The sequence below is a fragment of the Ureibacillus galli genome (assembly GCF_014836845.1).
Taxonomy (GTDB): domain Bacteria; phylum Bacillota; class Bacilli; order Bacillales_A; family Planococcaceae; genus Ureibacillus; species Ureibacillus galli.
In genome coordinates this window covers 39,388-55,822 of sequence record NZ_JACSQA010000022.1, presented here as the reverse complement: position 1 = coordinate 55,822, position 16,435 = coordinate 39,388, and the positions used below count along the sequence as shown (strand labels likewise).

Genomic DNA, 16,435 nt, shown 5'->3' with positions numbered 1-16,435 from the left:
GACTACCGTTATAATAAGACCTAAACGAAAAAGGTCAACCAGAAAAATCTGGCTAACCTCATATTACGATCGGGCCATATTGTTGAATAACTTCTTAAAAGGCATCTGGATATTTATGTTAAAACTTTATGTAAGATTGTGAAACAATGTACTTAACCTAACGAGGCAGGTTAGTTGAAGAAGGAACTTAACAACAATAAAAAACTAAAAATTTTAAAAAGGAGAGTTAGATACGTTCATAAACTTTTATTATTTTGCAGTATAGCCACCGTCTATAACTAATTCCGTACCTGTCACAAAACGAGATTCATCGGATGCTAATGGAGCCTTGCCAATTCCTACCTTCACAAGGACAACCGGTCATCTTTCACTCTGGTGGATCTCCAAATAGTATTGCGTTTGCAGGACGCTATGCGCGAGTGCAATGATTGGTGAAGTGTGGACGATAGAACAAGGTATTGCTACAAGAAATGCACTACGTCAGGTTGCGATTATTTTATTTTTTAGTAGCATCGTACTATATGCAATATCTTATTTTATCTATCGAGGAAGAAAAGATTTCTTTTCATAAGTGAAGGAGGTATATTTGTATGCAAATAATAAAAATCGCGAATTTATCTAAAAAGGTGAAAAATCACGAAATACTAAAGGGGATAAACTTAGAAATTGATGAACCAGGAATTTATGGTTTTATTGGAAGAAATGGATCTGGGAAAAGTGTTTTTTTTAAAACTTTAGTAGGTCTTATCGTTCCTTCCGCAGGTTCTATCAATATTTTTGGTGATGCAATCGAAAAAGGAAAATTCCCAAAAGATTTAGGTGCATTACTGGATACGAGTGGATTTTTAAAGCAATATTCAGGTTATAGAAATTTAAAAATTCTTGCATCAATTTTAAATAAAATAGACGATGTGGAAATTAAAAATATTTTGGAACTAGTAGGGCTAGATTCGAATGATACTCGACCTGTTAGCAAATATTCATTAGGGATGAAACAAAGATTAGGGATTGCACAGGCGATTATGGAAAACCCCAAATTATTAATTCTGGATGAACCGATGAATGCTTTAGATGAGAGTGGTGTTGAAGACATTCGAAACCTTTTACTCGATTTAAAAGCTAAGGGTGTAACTATTTTATTAGCTAGTCATAATTCTGAAGATATTCAACTACTTTGCGATTCAGTTTATAAAATCGAAAATGGTGAGCTAAGCATAGTATCATAAGTTCAATTAATTCATTTAAAAAGTGTATATGAATTTCACATTATTTAGGAATTACTTTAATAGGTGAGACTTTTGTTTATTATCAATCTTTTTTATAAAACTAAATCCATTTAAATATTAAATCCACGTATTTTGATTAAACTTTTTTCAATATATGTGGGTTTCTAATATTAACATTTTTAGATAACTTTTGATCAGACTTTATTTCAAGCCAATAGTACTTGTTGAAAGACAAAAAAGTCGGGAACTAAATAATAAAGTTGGAAACTGTATCAAAGGGTATATGAAATAAACTATGTTTTAAATCTAATAAAAGAAATTAATTTGTGATATTTTTTGGTAAAGTTCTGTTTTACTAGAAGGAGGATAGCTTAATGATTCCATTAGTGTATGACCAAATTAATAGATGGGGCAAAGACGACGAATTCTTTTTAGCTCTGTTAAAAAAGATAAATGCGAAAAAATTAGCTGATTTAGGTTGTGGAACTGGAAGATTGACAACTCATTTTGCGAAAGCAGGCTATCATATTACAGCCATTGACCCGAATGAAGAAGCGATTGAATATGCGAAAAGAAAAGAGAATTCAGACAAAGTGACTTGGATTGTTGGGGATAGTACGAATTTAGAAACCAATGCATATGATGTCGTTATTATGACAGCGAATGTTGCACAAGTGTTTCTTACAGAGGAAAGTTGGCAGAACGTCATTTCAGATGTGCATCGTGCTTTAAAATCGGGAGGACACTTTATTTTTGACACTCGTAATCCATTAGCAAAAGCGTGGGAAGAGTGGGAAAAAGATGAAACACCTGATGTTGCAACGGATCAGGTGAGCGGTGAATTACTTGAAATTTGGACAGAATATGAAGGGTTCATAGACGATGTTTTTACATTTTATGAAACGGTAAAAATTGCACGTACAGGTGAAATAGTTGTTCATGAAAAAATGCAATTAAAATTTCGAACACAAGAAAACATCCATGAATCATTACAACAAGTAGGTTTTTCACGAATTCAAGCCTATGGAGATTGGGAGTTTCAGCAAGCATCTGCAGAAACGAAATCGTTTATTTTTCACAGCGTAAAATAAATAATGAGTTTTTATAAAATTTATTAAGAGAGGAATCCATCTTGATTTCAAAAGGATTCTTTTTTATTTGCTTTAAAATGGTCAATGATGAAACTTTGATATTTCTAATTCGTATATAAAGTAACAGGGTTTTAATCCAGGTTCGGAAAAAATATAACTTAAGGAGGAAACAAATATGTCTACAAATGTTATTACCATAGTAGCTATCGTTTCTATTGTTTTATGGATTGCCGTGTCCCGGGAGCTTACAAAATCTTCAAAAGAAAAGAACGGAAGAAGAATAATAACTTTAATGTCTGCAGGTTCCTTATCGACACTAATACTAACCATCTCACTTTTTCAAAATATTTAATTCTAGAATTTCGTATAAATGAAAAGTGTAGACAAGCATAACCCCGTTCTAATTTTAGGACGGGGTTAAAGTAACAGTAAAGTCGTTTGCACCAATCTTAATTCTGTTAGATTTTTGTTAACATACTACGTTTTGTTTTCAGAAAAAATTCTAAGTGTTCTTTTAAAAATGCAACATAGCGATCGACCTCTTCGATGGTTGTGTATGGAGAAATCGCAAAAAATTTGTGCGCATATATGGATATCGGATTGTTTGAGTTTTTTGCTTTCACAAGGCGCTGCTTCCTTGTATTCCCAAAGAAAATAGTATCTCGGTCGGTACCAATTATCTCTGCAAACTCGTCATTAAATTGATTGATTTCCATCATTTCTTCTACGGTTAAAAGTCCGTTCAATTCGTCATTCCATTTTTTCTCCTCAGGATAAAAACGGAATGTTGTAATCGGAGAAATCCCATTCGTGACCACCACATTCGAAATTTCTTTTGTTAAAGTCTCTCTAAATGCAATATTAACACGAATATAGTTGGCTAAAAGTTCTTGATAGCCTTCGATTCCAAATGCTAATAACGAAGCATAAATGGACAAAGCACTTCCCATTCGCGAGCATTCAAGCGTATAGCCTGTATGATAACTACCATAGCCCCGATTTCCAACATACGGCGTTTCCTCTGCATCTAAATCAACATATTTTAGATTTTCTCTATTTTTAATTAAAAATAAACTCGTTGTATATGGCGTTTGCCCTAATTTATGGAAATCAAAGACCATACTATCTGCAAGCTTGATCTGTTTAAATTTTTGTTGATAGGATGTTAAAACTTCATTCACTTTATCTTCCAATTGTAAGGGATTGCCTTCAAAATCGTATTGATTAAAGAACGTATACATGCCCCCCATAGCAGAGTCTGCATGGATATAAATTGGATCGATGTTATATGTACGTTCCATTTCTTCCGCTATATACTTAATGCCTTCAATGTCATCAATCCCAAATGTATCCGTCGTTCCCATTGTGGCAAGGATATAAAGCGGAACGCCGCCTTTTGCAATAACCTGCTCGATTTTTTCTTTTAAATCTTCTAGATTCATAGAATGATCCGCATTGGCTTTCACGCGAATCATGTTTTCTACACCAATCCCTGTTGCCTCTACAGATTTATAGAGACTGTAATGGGATAGTTCAGAACAGAAGCAATAAAGGTTTTGCGGTATACCTTTTTGATTAGAAGATGGTGCGTAACGGGCAATGGCAAGACGTAAAGAGTTAAAGACAGCCCCTTGTCCTCCCCAAGTTGTATATCCTGCGCTCATGTTTTCATCGTAGCCAACCAGTTTAGATAACATTGCAGTTACTTCGACTTCTGCTGTAGCCGCTGCTGGCCCCTCCACATCCCATAGATTATTCCCATTAACGAGGACCATTACTAAATTTCCAATGATACTCGCAATGGTCGGAAGTGGTGCTGCATTGGCTACATAGTTCCGATTGACGAACCGATGTCCTTCCACCAATTTTAGAAGTTCTTGTACGACATTATCCATCGACACACCGAATTTCGGAATTGTCGCTTTTTGAATGACGCGATTATAGTAATCTTCCGTGTACTCAGGCATTTCACCTAACGTTAGTTTGTTCGGATCTTTTAATTCATCAATTTTCGTTAAAACGGTGTTAAAGTAGGATAATATTTCTTCTCTTTGAAAGTCGTTCCCATCCATACTAGGGAACAATTTTTGTATTTCCTTCATGCAGTTACCTCCTTGCTGTTTATACTAGAAGTTGTTGTTATATTTCATGGAACATAGAATTCTATCGATTAACTCCTTACGTCGGAAAGGTAGTTTGTTATAGTTTTGCCTTGCACAAAAATAAAGCTTCCCACAAGTTGCATTAACCTATGAGAAGCGCTTTTATTTATATAAGCCAGCAAGGTGATTATCTTGATATTGCTATATTGAGCTTATATATTAACTCACTTTAGCTTCTACAGTTTCACCAACATGATCCGAGGCAAATAGTAATTTGTTTACATGATCTTTTAACTCGATAAGATTTTTTGCTTCTTGAACAAGTTTTTGCATTGTATCCAATTCATCATCACTAATTTCGATTAACTCTTCAAACATTTCAACAGATTCACGAGAAATAGAAGCTATCTCAACAATTGTTGCCATGATTTGTTGAGTAGCAGAAGATAATTCTTCTGTACTTGCAGAAGAATTTTCGTTATTCTCAGCAATAATTTTTGTAGTAGATAGAATCTTTTCGAACATTGTTCCAACCTCTACAATCGTATTATTTGTCTCTTTAAATTCTTCCGTTCCTTGCTTCATGGACTTAACAACTACTTCCGTTTCTACCTGTATATTCTTCACAATATTCGATACTTCAGAAGAAGATTGTCGTGTTTGTTCTGCTAATTTACGAACCTCATCTGCAACAACTGCAAATCCTTTACCGTGTTCACCCGCGCGGGCAGCTTCTATGGCCGCATTCAATGCCAATAAATTAATCTGTTCTGAAATCTCCGTAATTACCTTTACAATAAGGCCGATTTCCCGAGATTTTTCTCCAAGTTTATTTATGGCATCAAATGTTGTATTTACAGTTTGATTAAACTGCTCCATTTTTACTAAAGAATCCTTTAACTTCTCGTTTCCTTCTTGAGTCAATTCTAATGTAGCGTTCGATTGTTCCGAAATTTGGTTTGATCGTACCGATAAATCATCAATCGCTTGTGAGATTTCTTCCATAGATGCGGCGCTTTCCTCTGTAGCGATTAATTGTTTCTCTAATCCTCTACCTACCTCATCAATTGCCGCTCGAACAATATCCGCTTTTTCAGAAGCATATTCACCAATTTCTGCGAGATTTTTCCCTTTATCCTGTACATCTTTTGAAAAGGAAAAAAACTTTTCTCTTACACTGCTGAAAAATTCAATTAGTTGATTGAAGGCTGTATGATTAGAACTTTTTTCATCAACAGGAATCATATTACCTGCTGAGATTTCTTTCATTGCATTTAGTAATTCTTTATTAACTTGAGGGTGATGTTTTAGCGAATAGTATTTATAAGCAAAATATACCGATACCCCCAATAAGACCACAATTATACCTAGCATAATAGCTTCCATAATAAACAAATCTCCTAACGCCTATTATTATTGAATTAGCAATATTTATAGTTCTCTTATAATGATATATGTACCATCTGCAACACTTGTAGGAATTCCATTTAACTTGCTATTGTCCTGATATTTATGAACAATATAATTGCCTTGTAAATCAATATATTTTTTCATATTATGATATTTTTCCATTACTCGTAGCGACTTCGGGTTTGTCGCTTCACCTAAAACCGCCTTCACCCCTTGTGATTGCGCCCTTGCTATCAATTTTTCTCCTAATTGCTGAATAATCTCATGACGGTCATGTTCAGCGATAACTCCTAACATGAAGAGGTGTAATAACTCTCCGTCTTCAATGTCTTTCCCGTTTCGTTTTTTGTAATCTTCCATGAAACGTTTATCTACATCTTCAAGAACTCGAAGAATGACATTCATATCATAAAAAGAACCTTCAAATATATCTTCACCGATAATCTCTGGTGCATTTGTATCTCCAGCAAGAACACCTACCACATTCTGATGAATATCTTGTGCGATTGCGCAATATCCTTGTTCTACAGTGGAGTCTAAATAGTCCTTTGTAAATTGATAAAAATCTTCATAATCGATATTTAATTGACCTACCATTGGTTCTTGAACCCATTTCCCTGAAACATCTACGCCGATGAAGGTACGAGCTAGACACTCAGCTGCTTTCTGAATTAAGTCAGGTTGTTCCTTCGTTATAATTTCGTATGTATATAACTCTTGTGTTGTTTGCATTAAGGATCTTCCTTTCAAATTGAAAATTAAAAAAATTCCTTTCAATTGGACCTATTATAGAGAGTGTTGTACTTTATCGATAAACGTACCTGTGAAATCAATTCTTTCAAGAGCATTTCGAATTTGTACTTGAGCAATTTTAGATTTAGGTTTTACTACAAGGACATTTTTAAAGCCTAGGCTAGAATAAAATTGCATCGTTTGTTCTAACTGGGGAACAACCTTTGACGGGACAGGTGTTTGGTGAGTTCCATCGACAACAAACGTATATTCATGTCTTGGTACTTTATTAATCGTATCTTGTAAATCAACCATATAACCTTCTGCATCTTCTTCCCTCATTAATCCGATTACCTGCACATGAACTTCCTTCGCCACTTCATTAATGGCCATTTTGTATTTCTTTTTGTCAACCACTATCATCTTACAAACTCCTTTTTTGTTATAATCTACTACTTATCATTGTCAATTTTTGCACATTCCCTTCTTAAAAGTGCAACAAAAAACTATCCTAGATGTCGATAAGGATAGCCAAATAAGGATTAATTAAGATTGGCAACCCGACTATCTTTATCCAATAGGATTTTAGACTCGTAGCTTTGCGTCCCTACCTTTCGATAAGTTTGCCTTTTTCAGTTTTTAAGAAATAGCACTAATATCATATGTCATTGTATTACTATTACATTATAAATTACTTGAAAAAATTTGTCGAACTGGGATTATAGTCTTTTTCTTCATTTATATAAGAATACATCCTTTATACTATAGATTCGTATGCTGTGAGAAAAGATAAAAGATATGTCATGATAAAAGAATTCTTAAAATTCACTTCAGAGAAGGCAGAAGCAGTCCGTAGAAAAAGAGGGTTTAAAAGGATTCTATGAAAAAACGATTAATTGTAGTAAAGAATCAAGAGGTTATTCAAATGAGCAATGGAATTAAAAAGGCCATCTACTTAATGTAGATGGCAGATATTTTATGGGTCTATCTATTCTTTCCCTTAGTACGTTTACTAAAAAACTAAGAGGATTGATAAATTAGCAATCTTGAATAAAATTACTGGTTTCAATTTCTGTAAAATGTAATGCACTACATTTTGGGGGCTTCCATACCAAATTTTGCCCACTCCTCTTTTGAGGGACCATAAATGCCTGGAACAACTAATCCTGCCTGCCGCATTAGAACGGTCATTTGTCCTCGATGATGGCTTTGGTGTTGGAGTAAAAACAATAGCAGAGAACCAATGGGGATTTGTTGACCTATAAAATCAATCACTTCATTCATTGTATTGTCAGTCCATTGGCTTTTTATAGCCTCCAAAAATGTGCTACTTGCTTGATGATAACGATCTGCTATAAATTTAGCTGAAGTAGGAACGGGATAGTCTTGATTGGGAGCTTCGAACGATAAGTTAGTATTTGAAGTAATAATTCGAATAGCAGTAACCGTATGCCAAGCAATACGCCCTAATGTCCAATTCTCTGATGTTATTTCCTGTTTTAGTGATTCATCTGTTAAATGATTTAGTATTCTTTGTGTAGCATCTGCTTCAAATTCCCAAGATCGTATAAAATGGTCTAATGTTTGGAACATAAATATCCTCCTAAAAAATGGTTTTCAATTGTATGCTTCTATAAACTAATTATATTCTTCTTAAAATAGAAAAAGACTAAATCCCATTACAATCAGGAATCTAGTATATTTTTTTGATTTAGCCACGAGAGATTATTTTTTGGATTATCAATAAACTTCAAACAAATTTGGGGCACCGTTAGTTTGTAGTATAATGAAAAGAAACTAGATACTAATCGTGAAATAGGCGATAGTGTTGTTTAAATAGGATGTGGAAGTCGTATGATTTTAGTGAGCTCTTGTTTAGCTGGAAACCCAGTGAGATACAACGGTACGTCATGTTTGGATAGTACCATCCAAAAATTAATTGATGATCAGAAAGCTATCCCGATTTGTCCGGAATTATTAGGTGGTTTTGTCACACCTAGAGAACCAGCTGAGATTATGAATGGTGATGGATTTGATGTTTTGGCAGGAAAAGCAAAAGTAATTGAACGTTCTGGAAATGACGTGACAGAATTATATTTAAAGGGTGCTAAAAAAACACTAGAAATAGCAAAAGAAATGAAAGCTACATATGTAGTGTTGAAAGAATTTAGCCCATCTTGTGGTAGTCAAAAAATATATAACGGCAAGTTTATAGGAGAACAAATAAACGGAGTCGGTGTAACGACGGCGTTATTAGAATCTCATGGTATTAATGTTATTTCTGAGCGAGAGTTAGAAAAATTAGTAGATGAATAATAAGAAGCATTATATATTAAAGTTTATAAAAGAAAAACCTCTTTAGAAATTTGCTTTTCTAAAGAGATTTTTTTATGTAAAAATTTCAATTCAATTATGTGATTAAAACAAAAGTTATTCTTGTAGTTGATATCGCTTATCTAATTTATCACGATGTGAATGAAAAATTTCTTCTAAAGAAATATCATATTTGTTAGCAATTACAATAAGATTACCTAATACATCCCCGAGTTCTTCTGTTAATTCTTGTTTTTGTTGTTCTAAAGTTCCCTTACTTTCATCTGGTCGATCCCTACCAATTTCAAGTGTTCGAATTGCGCGGGCAACTTCTCCAGTTTCTTCAGTTAAAAAGCCGATTCGAATAAATATATCTAATTCTGACCAACCTCTTTTCTCATAATAAGCTTTCACCCATTCTTGAAATTCATTTACATTCACAAATAATACCTCCCTCAATTCATCACTTCCTATTTAGCTTATCAAAAAACAGGAATGCTCGGTGAGGGTAGTTGGTTATCTCCTAAATTAGTAGTCCAATTTTAAATGATTCTTTTGTTATAGATCTTAAATATTTTGACGTTGATTAAGAATACTTTAAGAAAATAAAAGAGTTCTATAAGTGTTTAAGTTTATGATAGAAAATCGACGACAACAAATCTCATCTTTGACATCTCCTTATATATATTGACTTTAATAAAATGATAGTTTGTAAATTTTAGAACATCAAATAAAAAACCACTTTTATTTTTAAGGTTATCTCCTATTAAAATACTACCTTTGTAAATAATGAAGACAACGGAGAAGGTAAAGCACTTCAAATTGATTTATCAGCTCCACTACCGAATAGTAATTTTGAAGAAGGGGCTACTGGTGGTCAATAAAGCACCCCTTGAAGAAGAGGTAAGTAAATCCGATCAATTAAAAGCATCGGATTATACAAAAGAAAGCTGGAAGAAATACGAGGAAGCATTAGAACATGCTAAAAAAGTACTAGCAGATCCAAATGCTACTCAATCGGAAGTAGAAGAAGCTTTAGCATCACTAGTAAAAGCTCGTGAAGCATTAACGGTTAATAAAGCACTTCCTGTGGAAGAAGTAAGTAAGTCAAATAAATTAAAAGCATCCGATTATACAGAAGCAAGTTGGAAGAAGTACGCAGAAGCATTAGAGCATGCTAAAAAAGTTTTAGCAGACCCACATGCTACTCAGTCAGAAGTTGACGAAGCGTTAGATACATTAAAAGAAGCTCGTAAAGCTCTTGATAGTAAAGGATTTATGTTACCTAAGACAGCTACAAATACCTTTACTTATATAATGGTAGATCTTGTTTTATTATTAGTTGGCTTTGCTTTAATAACGATGCAAAAACGTAGAAGAAAAGTAAGTTAACAAAATGAAAAGAAAGGTCGTTAGAAGAGTTAATATGGCTTTGGTTTTTATGGTGTTAGGTAAACCATATATGTACAAATAGCTCTTTGACAAGGGCTGTTGAAAATGGAATTCTTTTCTAAAATAATAGTTTGAATATTTCAATCCCTTTGTTTTTTAGGTATAATACATAATAATTACATAACGTGTAAGAATAGGTGCTTATGAGAATAAGCTTAAAAGGGAAGCTTGGTGAAAATCCAACACTGTCCCGCAACTGTGAATTCGGAGCAAGTCAATAGATGCCACTGTGTAAATGGGAAGGCATTGACTTGTGTTGATGAAAAGTCAGGAGACCTGCCTAATTCTAGTACACACCAAATACCTACGTGGAAATAGGTGGTGTTCTGTGCGAAATGAACGTAAAAAGTGAACTTTTTACGCTTTTTTAACTATGCATAGATAAGTCCAAAGCTATTTCTGAATTCAGGAATAGCTTTTTTATTTGGGTTATGTAAAAAATAAAGGAGGCTTATCAAAATGGATGTTATTAGTACAGTAGTGGGTTATCCGTATATTGGTGAAAACCGACAATGGAAAAGGGTTGTAGAAAGTTTTTGGAAAAGGGAGATTTCTGAGGAGCAGTTTCAAGAACAGTTAAAGGAACTCCGTTTACAAAATATTCAACGTCAACGAGCATTAGGAATCGACTATATTACAGTTGGTGACTTTACTTTATATGATCGTATGTTAGATTTAGCTGTTATGTTTGGTCTTGTTCCTTCCCGTTATCAAACGATGGAAAATGAGACAGCATTAACACGTTATTATGCAATGGCACGGGGTGCAAAGAACGTCGTAGCATGTGAAATGACCAAATGGTTTAATACGAATTATCACTATATTGTTCCGGAATATGAAGGTGCTAGACTAGAGCTATCGCAAAATAAAATATTAGAATATTTTTTAGAAGCAAAAAACGAACTGGATATCATGACGAAACCGACTTTCATAGGTCCTTATACGTTTATTGATTTAACGAAAGGTTATGATCATCAATCACGAGCTAGCTTTATTTTACAGTTACTACCACTTTATGCAGAAGTAATCCAACAATTGGTAGACGCTGGAGCGGAGTGGATTCAGTTGGAGGAACCATCCTTGACAAAATCATTATCAGAGGATGAGGTAAAACTTGTAGAGGAACTATACAAACAGCTAGTAGAAAGTGTTCCAACGGCGAACATCATGGTACAAACTTACTTTGAAGCATTAACATCTTATGAAAGATTATCAAAACTACCAGTGGCGGGAATCGGTTTAGATTTTGTTCATGGGAAAAGAGAAAATATTAATGCCATACGTCAACATGGATTCCCTAATGATAAAGTATTAGGAATTGGCTGCATTAATGGGCGTGATATTTGGGCTGCTAATATAGCGGAAGTTGTAGCTGACATACAGAGTGTATTGCAGTTAAGTAATGTTCAATCTGTTTGGATTGGATCTTCTTGCAGTTTACAACATGTTCCGGTTACTACTGTTAATGAACAAAAGCTAGAACCAGTTCTATTAAATGCCCTCGCCTTTGCAGATGAAAAAATTAGTGAACTTGTCCATATAACTCACTTTATAAAAAAGCAACAATGGATGAAAGAAAAGGTCGTTTCAGAAAGTATGGTAGCCATAGGAAACCTTGCAGCTCATCCGGTAAGACAAAATCGGAATGTGCAAAGTTTGTTAAAATCGGTGACAGATCAGGATTATATGAGGGCTCTTCCATATGAACAACGTAGGGATATTCAAAAACAAGCATTGGAGTTACCAGATTTCCCTACAACAACAATCGGTAGTTTCCCACAGACCGTTGAATTGAAAAAGACCCGAGCTGCGTGGCGTAAAAAACAATTAACTGATGAATTATATGCCCACTTTATTGAAAAAGAAATGGCACGTTGGGTTAGGATTCAAGAAGAAATCGGATTAGATATATTGGTGCATGGTGAATTCGAACGGACAGACATGGTAGAGTTTTTTGGAGAAAAATTAACGGGATTTGCGATTACTGAAAATGCGTGGGTTGTTTCTTATGGTTCCCGTTGTGTGAAACCACCAATCATTTATGGAGATGTTGAGTGGACAAACCCGATGACCGTTAAAGAAGTGGTATTTGCACAGAAGCTAACTGACAAACATGTAAAAGGAATGTTAACGGGTCCTGTTACCATTTTAAATTGGTCATTTGTTAGAAATGATGTTCCAAAAGAAGTCGTTGCAAAACAACTCGCTTTAGCGCTACGACAAGAAATTCAAGCCTTAGAAGAAGCTGGTATCGCCATTATCCAAGTCGATGAACCAGCCTTAAGAGAAGGCTTACCTCTTCGCCAAGAAAATTGGTCTAATTATTTAACGTGGGCGGTCAATGCATTTAAATTAGCTACTTCGAGTGTGAAAAATGAGACGCAAATTCATACACATATGTGTTATTGCGAATTTAATGACTTTATTGACCCGATTCGTGCATTAGATGCCGATGTCATTTCATTAGAAACGTCTAGAAGTCATGGCGAGTTAATTTCTTCACTTAAAGAGTATCCATATGAATTAGGGATTGGTTTGGGTGTTTATGATATCCATAGCCCGCGGGTACCTGATGTATCGGAAATGATGAAAATATTAGAAGAAAGTTTACAAGTCATTTCAAAAGAGCAATTTTGGATTAATCCGGACTGTGGATTAAAAACGAGACAGGAGTCTGAAACAATCGCAGCCCTCAAAAATATGGTAAAGGCCGCAACGCTATTACGCGAACAAGTAGTAAGTGGAAAATCCAATTGAACAATAAAAAACATCTGAATATAACAAATAAAGTAGGTAAAGGTAAATAGACCCGCCTGCTTTATTTATTCAAAGGGTGTAGAATGTGACAAACAATCTCCTTCAATATGTAATGAATAAGCGAAATATTTTTCGAGAAGAAGGACTCGTTCAGTTTGTTTCATGAGTAGGATGTATACCTGTCATAGCTGCATCTTTCACAGTAGGAAAGATGCTTTTTTTATGGAATGAAAAGGAGTGGAAAGAGATGGCATCGCATTCGATCGCTTTTTATGAAGAGCAATTTAAAGTATATATTATGGAAAAAATACTCGGTGAGAAAACCGAAACGTTAAATGAATTTCTCCTTCAGTTAATCGATGAACATGAAAATGATTATAAAGAGATTAATTATGCCTATTTAAAGGTAAAAAGGGAACTATTAGGACATAATAATAAATTTAATTAACATACCCATTAATGGTAATTTATGATATATGAACTATATTTAGTTAATAATAATGATAGTTTTCTTCTATATACATTCGAAGGTTTAATAGATTATATTAATTTATGAATAATAAAAATATTCAGACTTTTGAATGTGGAGGGATAACATGAAAAAGAAATTATTTGCGCTATCGTTAACGGGAATCATGACATTAGGGGCTGTGGCTCCGGCTGCTTTACCAGTTTATGCGGTCGGTGAAGGTCCAAGTTATAATGGAAATGAATCAATTCAAACGTCCAATCTATATACTTACGAAGAAATGGTACAGTACCTCAAAAAACAAGATGCAAAACAAGGAGCGATGGAGCTTGAAGTAATTGGACAAACGGTAAAAAATAGAGATATTTATTTGGCAAAATATATTACGAACCCAAATAATCCAACTGTCCTATTTTTAACGCAACAACATGGAAATGAACAATTAACTACAGAAGGTGCATTAGAGTTTATTAAGCATCTAGGGACAAATAAAACAAAAGGTGTTCTTGAAAATGTCAATGTCCTAATTGTACCGATGTTAAATGCAGACGGTGCAATGGGGGATGTAGACTTTTCCCTTGAAGATTATGTAGCGGATGGAGGACGTCATTTAACACGTTATAATGCAGTTGGAACTGACTTGAATCGTGATCATGTAGATAAATTACAACCTGAAACACAAGCACTTCATGAGAACGTTCTTCAAAAGTATGATATTGATTATATGATTGATCTTCATCATCAAGGTACGGATTATGAACGAGATGGGAAATTAGTATCCGGTTCGATGCTCTATCCGACAAATGCAAATGTAAAACCGGAAGTTTTAGAGAAGTCAAAAAAACTTGGTGCAGTCGTATTTAATGCTGTTGATTCAACAGGTTGGGGCCATATTGGAAAATATAATGGTGGAAGTGGGGAAAATATTGGCCGTAACGGTGCAGCGGTTCAATACGATATCGCGACACTATTATTTGAAATGCGCGGAATGTCCGACCATGAAGATCCATCTCGGGTAATCGGTCAAAAAAGTAATGGTTATTTAATTAAACAAACGGTTACGACTCTTGATGCCACTGTTCGAGCAATTGCAGATGGCTCAATTGACAATGCAGATATTAGTTTCTGGGACACATTGGACACACAAACTCAACGTCCTTCTGAAGAATAACTGTAAAATTGAATAGAAAGGAGCCATTTAATGAAATGTTTCAAATGGCTCCTTTTTTATGTGAAATATTAATCTTTATATGAAAGATTTTGAGAATAAATATTCTATTTTACCTAGGTGGGGGAGAATAATATTAAAGTTTGCATTGTCTACTAGTCTTGTAATCCCTAATCAAAATAAAATTACATTAACAAAGACTTAATTTTCTGAAAAGATAAAATATTCCGTTTTGTTTTCCGTCCCAATCATGTACAATCTATTTCGAGCCCCAAAATAAATTGGAAATTGGGACAAGTAAACTTAGGAGGGATTTTATGAAAAAGAAGTTTTCAAAAGTAATCTTACCAACAGCGTTGGCGCTAACTGTAAGTGTATCATCTGCAGCCTACGCAAATCCGCAATCTACACCGAACGGACCTTACATTGAAGACAACCAGAATATTTCTCTATCAAGTTATATGTCAAATGCAGAATTAGCAACTAAATTGCAAAAGCTCGAAGCTTCTTCCAATGGTAAGATGAAGCTAGAGGTTGCTGGATATTCCAACCTTGCTCCCGATGGTTATCAAACTGAAGCGGATAAAGGGGAACCAATTTATGTAGCGAAATTTGGGGACAATGATCCAAATAAAAAACGTATTTTAATTACTGCTCAGATTCATGGAAATGAGCAAATCGGAGCCGAAGCGGCTATTGATATTATTCAAAAGCTTTCCTCCAGCGGAAAGGAAGTTAAAGAAATTTTAGAAAACGTATCCATCTGGATAATGCCTCGTATTAATCCTGAAGGAGCTGATAACCAATATGAAGGGAAATGGTACCCTACACGTTATACACATCAAACATGGTTACCTGAAAATATCGGTCTTCCAGCAGATACATTAGCACCATGGTACTACAATAGTGATGGTAGTGAAAGGGCTCAAAATAATGAAGGGCGTGTCGTTTACGGTATTCCTGGCTATGATCAAAACCGAGACTATAATCCAAATTTAGACTTTAGAGTAGAAAACCAAGACCTTAGTGAGGTCGCTTCGTTCTTAAACTCTAAATCAACAAATAATAGCAGATACGGAGGTTTCTATGTCACTGCAGAAGCACGTACTGTAACAAGTGTATTCAAAGAGTTCCAACCGGATGTATATGTAGATGTACACCACCGTGGTTTCAATACAGTTTCTGATGAGGATAATCGATCTGTACCTGTCCAATTCGCTGCAGCTGTTGCTGATCCATATACAGATCCATTTACAGGTGAGCAGTATGAAGTGGATGAAGACGTATTGACACTTGCGAAACAAGTCAATGCTTTATCTGCATTAACATTACAAAAAGGTCAATCCCATTTTGGAGCTGTTCAGAAATATCCTGATGTAAACTTACCTGGTACAGCTTTAGGGGCGTTTGCGCTAAATGATACTTCCATTATGTTAATTGAAATTAAAGGTCAAAGCCAAACGTTAGGACAAAAGCAGGCTGGTATGCTGAAAGAAACGGTTACTCAACCACTCTTCGCAGTGTTTAAAGGACTTGCAGATGGTTCCGTTTATGAAGTTGATACGAAAGTTTATGATGATATTCCTGAGGCTTCAAATTCCATAAGTGATCCAACATCAAGAAACGAATAATAATTAAGTGATAGTTTTTTTTGGCTATCTTCTTAAATTTATTGGGGACAATCTCTTTCTATTGTTGTCCCAGTTCTTCGATTC

The 16,435-nt window shown here is 34.7% G+C and carries 15 protein-coding genes and 2 riboswitches; of the genes, 9 read left to right on the top strand and 6 right to left on the bottom strand.

Annotation, left to right across the window (positions count from 1 at the left end; genetic code table 11):
* Positions 1 to 590: 590 nt before the first annotated feature.
* The 3 genes from H9636_RS13650 to H9636_RS13640 all read left to right on the top strand — a co-directional run bounded on the left by H9636_RS13650 (position 591) and on the right by H9636_RS13640 (position 2,669).
* On the top strand, positions 591 to 1,226 hold the full coding sequence (locus tag H9636_RS13650) for an ABC transporter ATP-binding protein (protein WP_191708126.1): 636 nt from the start codon (positions 591 to 593) through the stop codon (positions 1,224 to 1,226).
* 374 nt (positions 1,227 to 1,600) lie between these two features.
* The gene (locus tag H9636_RS13645) at positions 1,601 to 2,317 is read left to right on the top strand and encodes a class I SAM-dependent methyltransferase (RefSeq protein ID WP_122973537.1); all 717 of its coding nucleotides are present in this window, start codon (positions 1,601 to 1,603) and stop codon (positions 2,315 to 2,317) included.
* A 175-nt stretch (positions 2,318 to 2,492) separates the two neighbouring features.
* A complete protein-coding gene (locus tag H9636_RS13640) occupies positions 2,493 to 2,669 on the top strand; it encodes a hypothetical protein (RefSeq protein ID WP_174232716.1) in 177 nt (58 codons plus the stop codon).
* A 106-nt stretch (positions 2,670 to 2,775) separates the two neighbouring features.
* Here H9636_RS13640 and H9636_RS13635 read toward each other — a convergent pair whose 3' ends face one another.
* The 5 genes from H9636_RS13635 to H9636_RS13615 form a co-directional block, all read right to left on the bottom strand.
* On the bottom strand, positions 2,776 to 4,419 hold the full coding sequence (locus tag H9636_RS13635; protein ID WP_191708125.1) for a pyridoxal phosphate-dependent decarboxylase family protein: 1,644 nt from the start codon (positions 4,417 to 4,419) through the stop codon (positions 2,776 to 2,778).
* Between the two features lie 219 nt (positions 4,420 to 4,638).
* Entirely contained in the window at positions 4,639 to 5,805 is a 1,167-nt protein-coding gene (locus H9636_RS13630) for a methyl-accepting chemotaxis protein (RefSeq protein ID WP_191708124.1), read from the bottom strand.
* A 45-nt stretch (positions 5,806 to 5,850) separates the two neighbouring features.
* A complete protein-coding gene (locus tag H9636_RS13625) occupies positions 5,851 to 6,561 on the bottom strand; it encodes a hypothetical protein (protein ID WP_191708123.1) in 711 nt (236 codons plus the stop codon).
* 54 nt (positions 6,562 to 6,615) lie between these two features.
* Positions 6,616 to 6,984, bottom strand: a complete 369-nt coding sequence (locus tag H9636_RS13620; RefSeq protein ID WP_191708122.1) for a hypothetical protein — start codon at positions 6,982 to 6,984, stop codon at positions 6,616 to 6,618.
* A 128-nt stretch (positions 6,985 to 7,112) separates the two neighbouring features.
* A riboswitch (cyclic di-GMP riboswitch) is annotated at positions 7,113 to 7,199 on the bottom strand.
* 451 nt (positions 7,200 to 7,650) lie between these two features.
* Complete coding sequence (locus H9636_RS13615) at positions 7,651 to 8,154, bottom strand: DinB family protein (RefSeq protein WP_191708121.1); 504 nt, start codon at positions 8,152 to 8,154, stop codon at positions 7,651 to 7,653.
* Positions 8,155 to 8,415: 261 nt separating this feature from the next.
* On the opposite strand from H9636_RS13615, the gene H9636_RS13610 reads away from it, so the two are divergent.
* Positions 8,416 to 8,877, top strand: a complete 462-nt coding sequence (locus H9636_RS13610; protein WP_191708120.1) for a DUF523 domain-containing protein — start codon at positions 8,416 to 8,418, stop codon at positions 8,875 to 8,877.
* A gap of 114 nt (positions 8,878 to 8,991) precedes the next feature.
* Here H9636_RS13610 and H9636_RS13605 read toward each other — a convergent pair whose 3' ends face one another.
* Entirely contained in the window at positions 8,992 to 9,315 is a 324-nt protein-coding gene (locus tag H9636_RS13605) for a MazG nucleotide pyrophosphohydrolase domain-containing protein (RefSeq protein ID WP_191708119.1), read from the bottom strand.
* 432 nt (positions 9,316 to 9,747) lie between these two features.
* Here H9636_RS13605 and H9636_RS13600 point away from each other — a divergent pair, with 432 nt between their 5' ends.
* The 5 genes from H9636_RS13600 to H9636_RS13580 all read left to right on the top strand — a co-directional run bounded on the left by H9636_RS13600 (position 9,748) and on the right by H9636_RS13580 (position 16,351).
* On the top strand, positions 9,748 to 10,266 hold the full coding sequence (locus tag H9636_RS13600) for an FIVAR domain-containing protein (RefSeq protein WP_191708118.1): 519 nt from the start codon (positions 9,748 to 9,750) through the stop codon (positions 10,264 to 10,266).
* Positions 10,267 to 10,444: 178 nt separating this feature from the next.
* Positions 10,445 to 10,624: riboswitch (cobalamin riboswitch) on the top strand.
* Positions 10,625 to 10,785: 161 nt separating this feature from the next.
* Entirely contained in the window at positions 10,786 to 13,083 is a 2,298-nt protein-coding gene (gene metE, locus H9636_RS13595; protein ID WP_191708117.1) for a 5-methyltetrahydropteroyltriglutamate--homocysteine S-methyltransferase, read from the top strand.
* A 247-nt stretch (positions 13,084 to 13,330) separates the two neighbouring features.
* A complete protein-coding gene (locus H9636_RS13590) occupies positions 13,331 to 13,531 on the top strand; it encodes a hypothetical protein (protein ID WP_191708116.1) in 201 nt (66 codons plus the stop codon).
* 148 nt (positions 13,532 to 13,679) lie between these two features.
* The gene (locus tag H9636_RS13585; protein ID WP_191708115.1) at positions 13,680 to 14,723 is read left to right on the top strand and encodes a M14 family zinc carboxypeptidase; all 1,044 of its coding nucleotides are present in this window, start codon (positions 13,680 to 13,682) and stop codon (positions 14,721 to 14,723) included.
* A 314-nt stretch (positions 14,724 to 15,037) separates the two neighbouring features.
* On the top strand, positions 15,038 to 16,351 hold the full coding sequence (locus tag H9636_RS13580; RefSeq protein ID WP_191708114.1) for a M14 family zinc carboxypeptidase: 1,314 nt from the start codon (positions 15,038 to 15,040) through the stop codon (positions 16,349 to 16,351).
* Positions 16,352 to 16,435: the final 84 nt, after the last annotated feature.

What these genes read in the sequence shown, in the direction of transcription:
- H9636_RS13650 (WP_191708126.1), top strand. Translation starts at nt 591, where the DNA reads ATGCAAATAATAAAAATCGCGAATTTATCTAAAAAGGTGAAAAATCAC.
- H9636_RS13645 (WP_122973537.1), top strand. Translation starts at nt 1,601, where the DNA reads ATGATTCCATTAGTGTATGACCAAATTAATAGATGGGGCAAAGACGAC.
- H9636_RS13640 (WP_174232716.1), top strand. Translation starts at nt 2,493, where the DNA reads ATGTCTACAAATGTTATTACCATAGTAGCTATCGTTTCTATTGTTTTA.
- H9636_RS13635 (WP_191708125.1), bottom strand. Translation starts at nt 4,419, where the DNA reads ATGAAGGAAATACAAAAATTGTTCCCTAGTATGGATGGGAACGACTTT.
- H9636_RS13630 (WP_191708124.1), bottom strand. Translation starts at nt 5,805, where the DNA reads ATGGAAGCTATTATGCTAGGTATAATTGTGGTCTTATTGGGGGTATCG.
- H9636_RS13625 (WP_191708123.1), bottom strand. Translation starts at nt 6,561, where the DNA reads ATGCAAACAACACAAGAGTTATATACATACGAAATTATAACGAAGGAA.
- H9636_RS13620 (WP_191708122.1), bottom strand. Translation starts at nt 6,984, where the DNA reads ATGATAGTGGTTGACAAAAAGAAATACAAAATGGCCATTAATGAAGTG.
- H9636_RS13615 (WP_191708121.1), bottom strand. Translation starts at nt 8,154, where the DNA reads ATGTTCCAAACATTAGACCATTTTATACGATCTTGGGAATTTGAAGCA.
- H9636_RS13610 (WP_191708120.1), top strand. Translation starts at nt 8,416, where the DNA reads ATGATTTTAGTGAGCTCTTGTTTAGCTGGAAACCCAGTGAGATACAAC.
- metE (WP_191708117.1), top strand. Translation starts at nt 10,786, where the DNA reads ATGGATGTTATTAGTACAGTAGTGGGTTATCCGTATATTGGTGAAAAC.
- H9636_RS13590 (WP_191708116.1), top strand. Translation starts at nt 13,331, where the DNA reads ATGGCATCGCATTCGATCGCTTTTTATGAAGAGCAATTTAAAGTATAT.
- H9636_RS13585 (WP_191708115.1), top strand. Translation starts at nt 13,680, where the DNA reads ATGAAAAAGAAATTATTTGCGCTATCGTTAACGGGAATCATGACATTA.
- H9636_RS13580 (WP_191708114.1), top strand. Translation starts at nt 15,038, where the DNA reads ATGAAAAAGAAGTTTTCAAAAGTAATCTTACCAACAGCGTTGGCGCTA.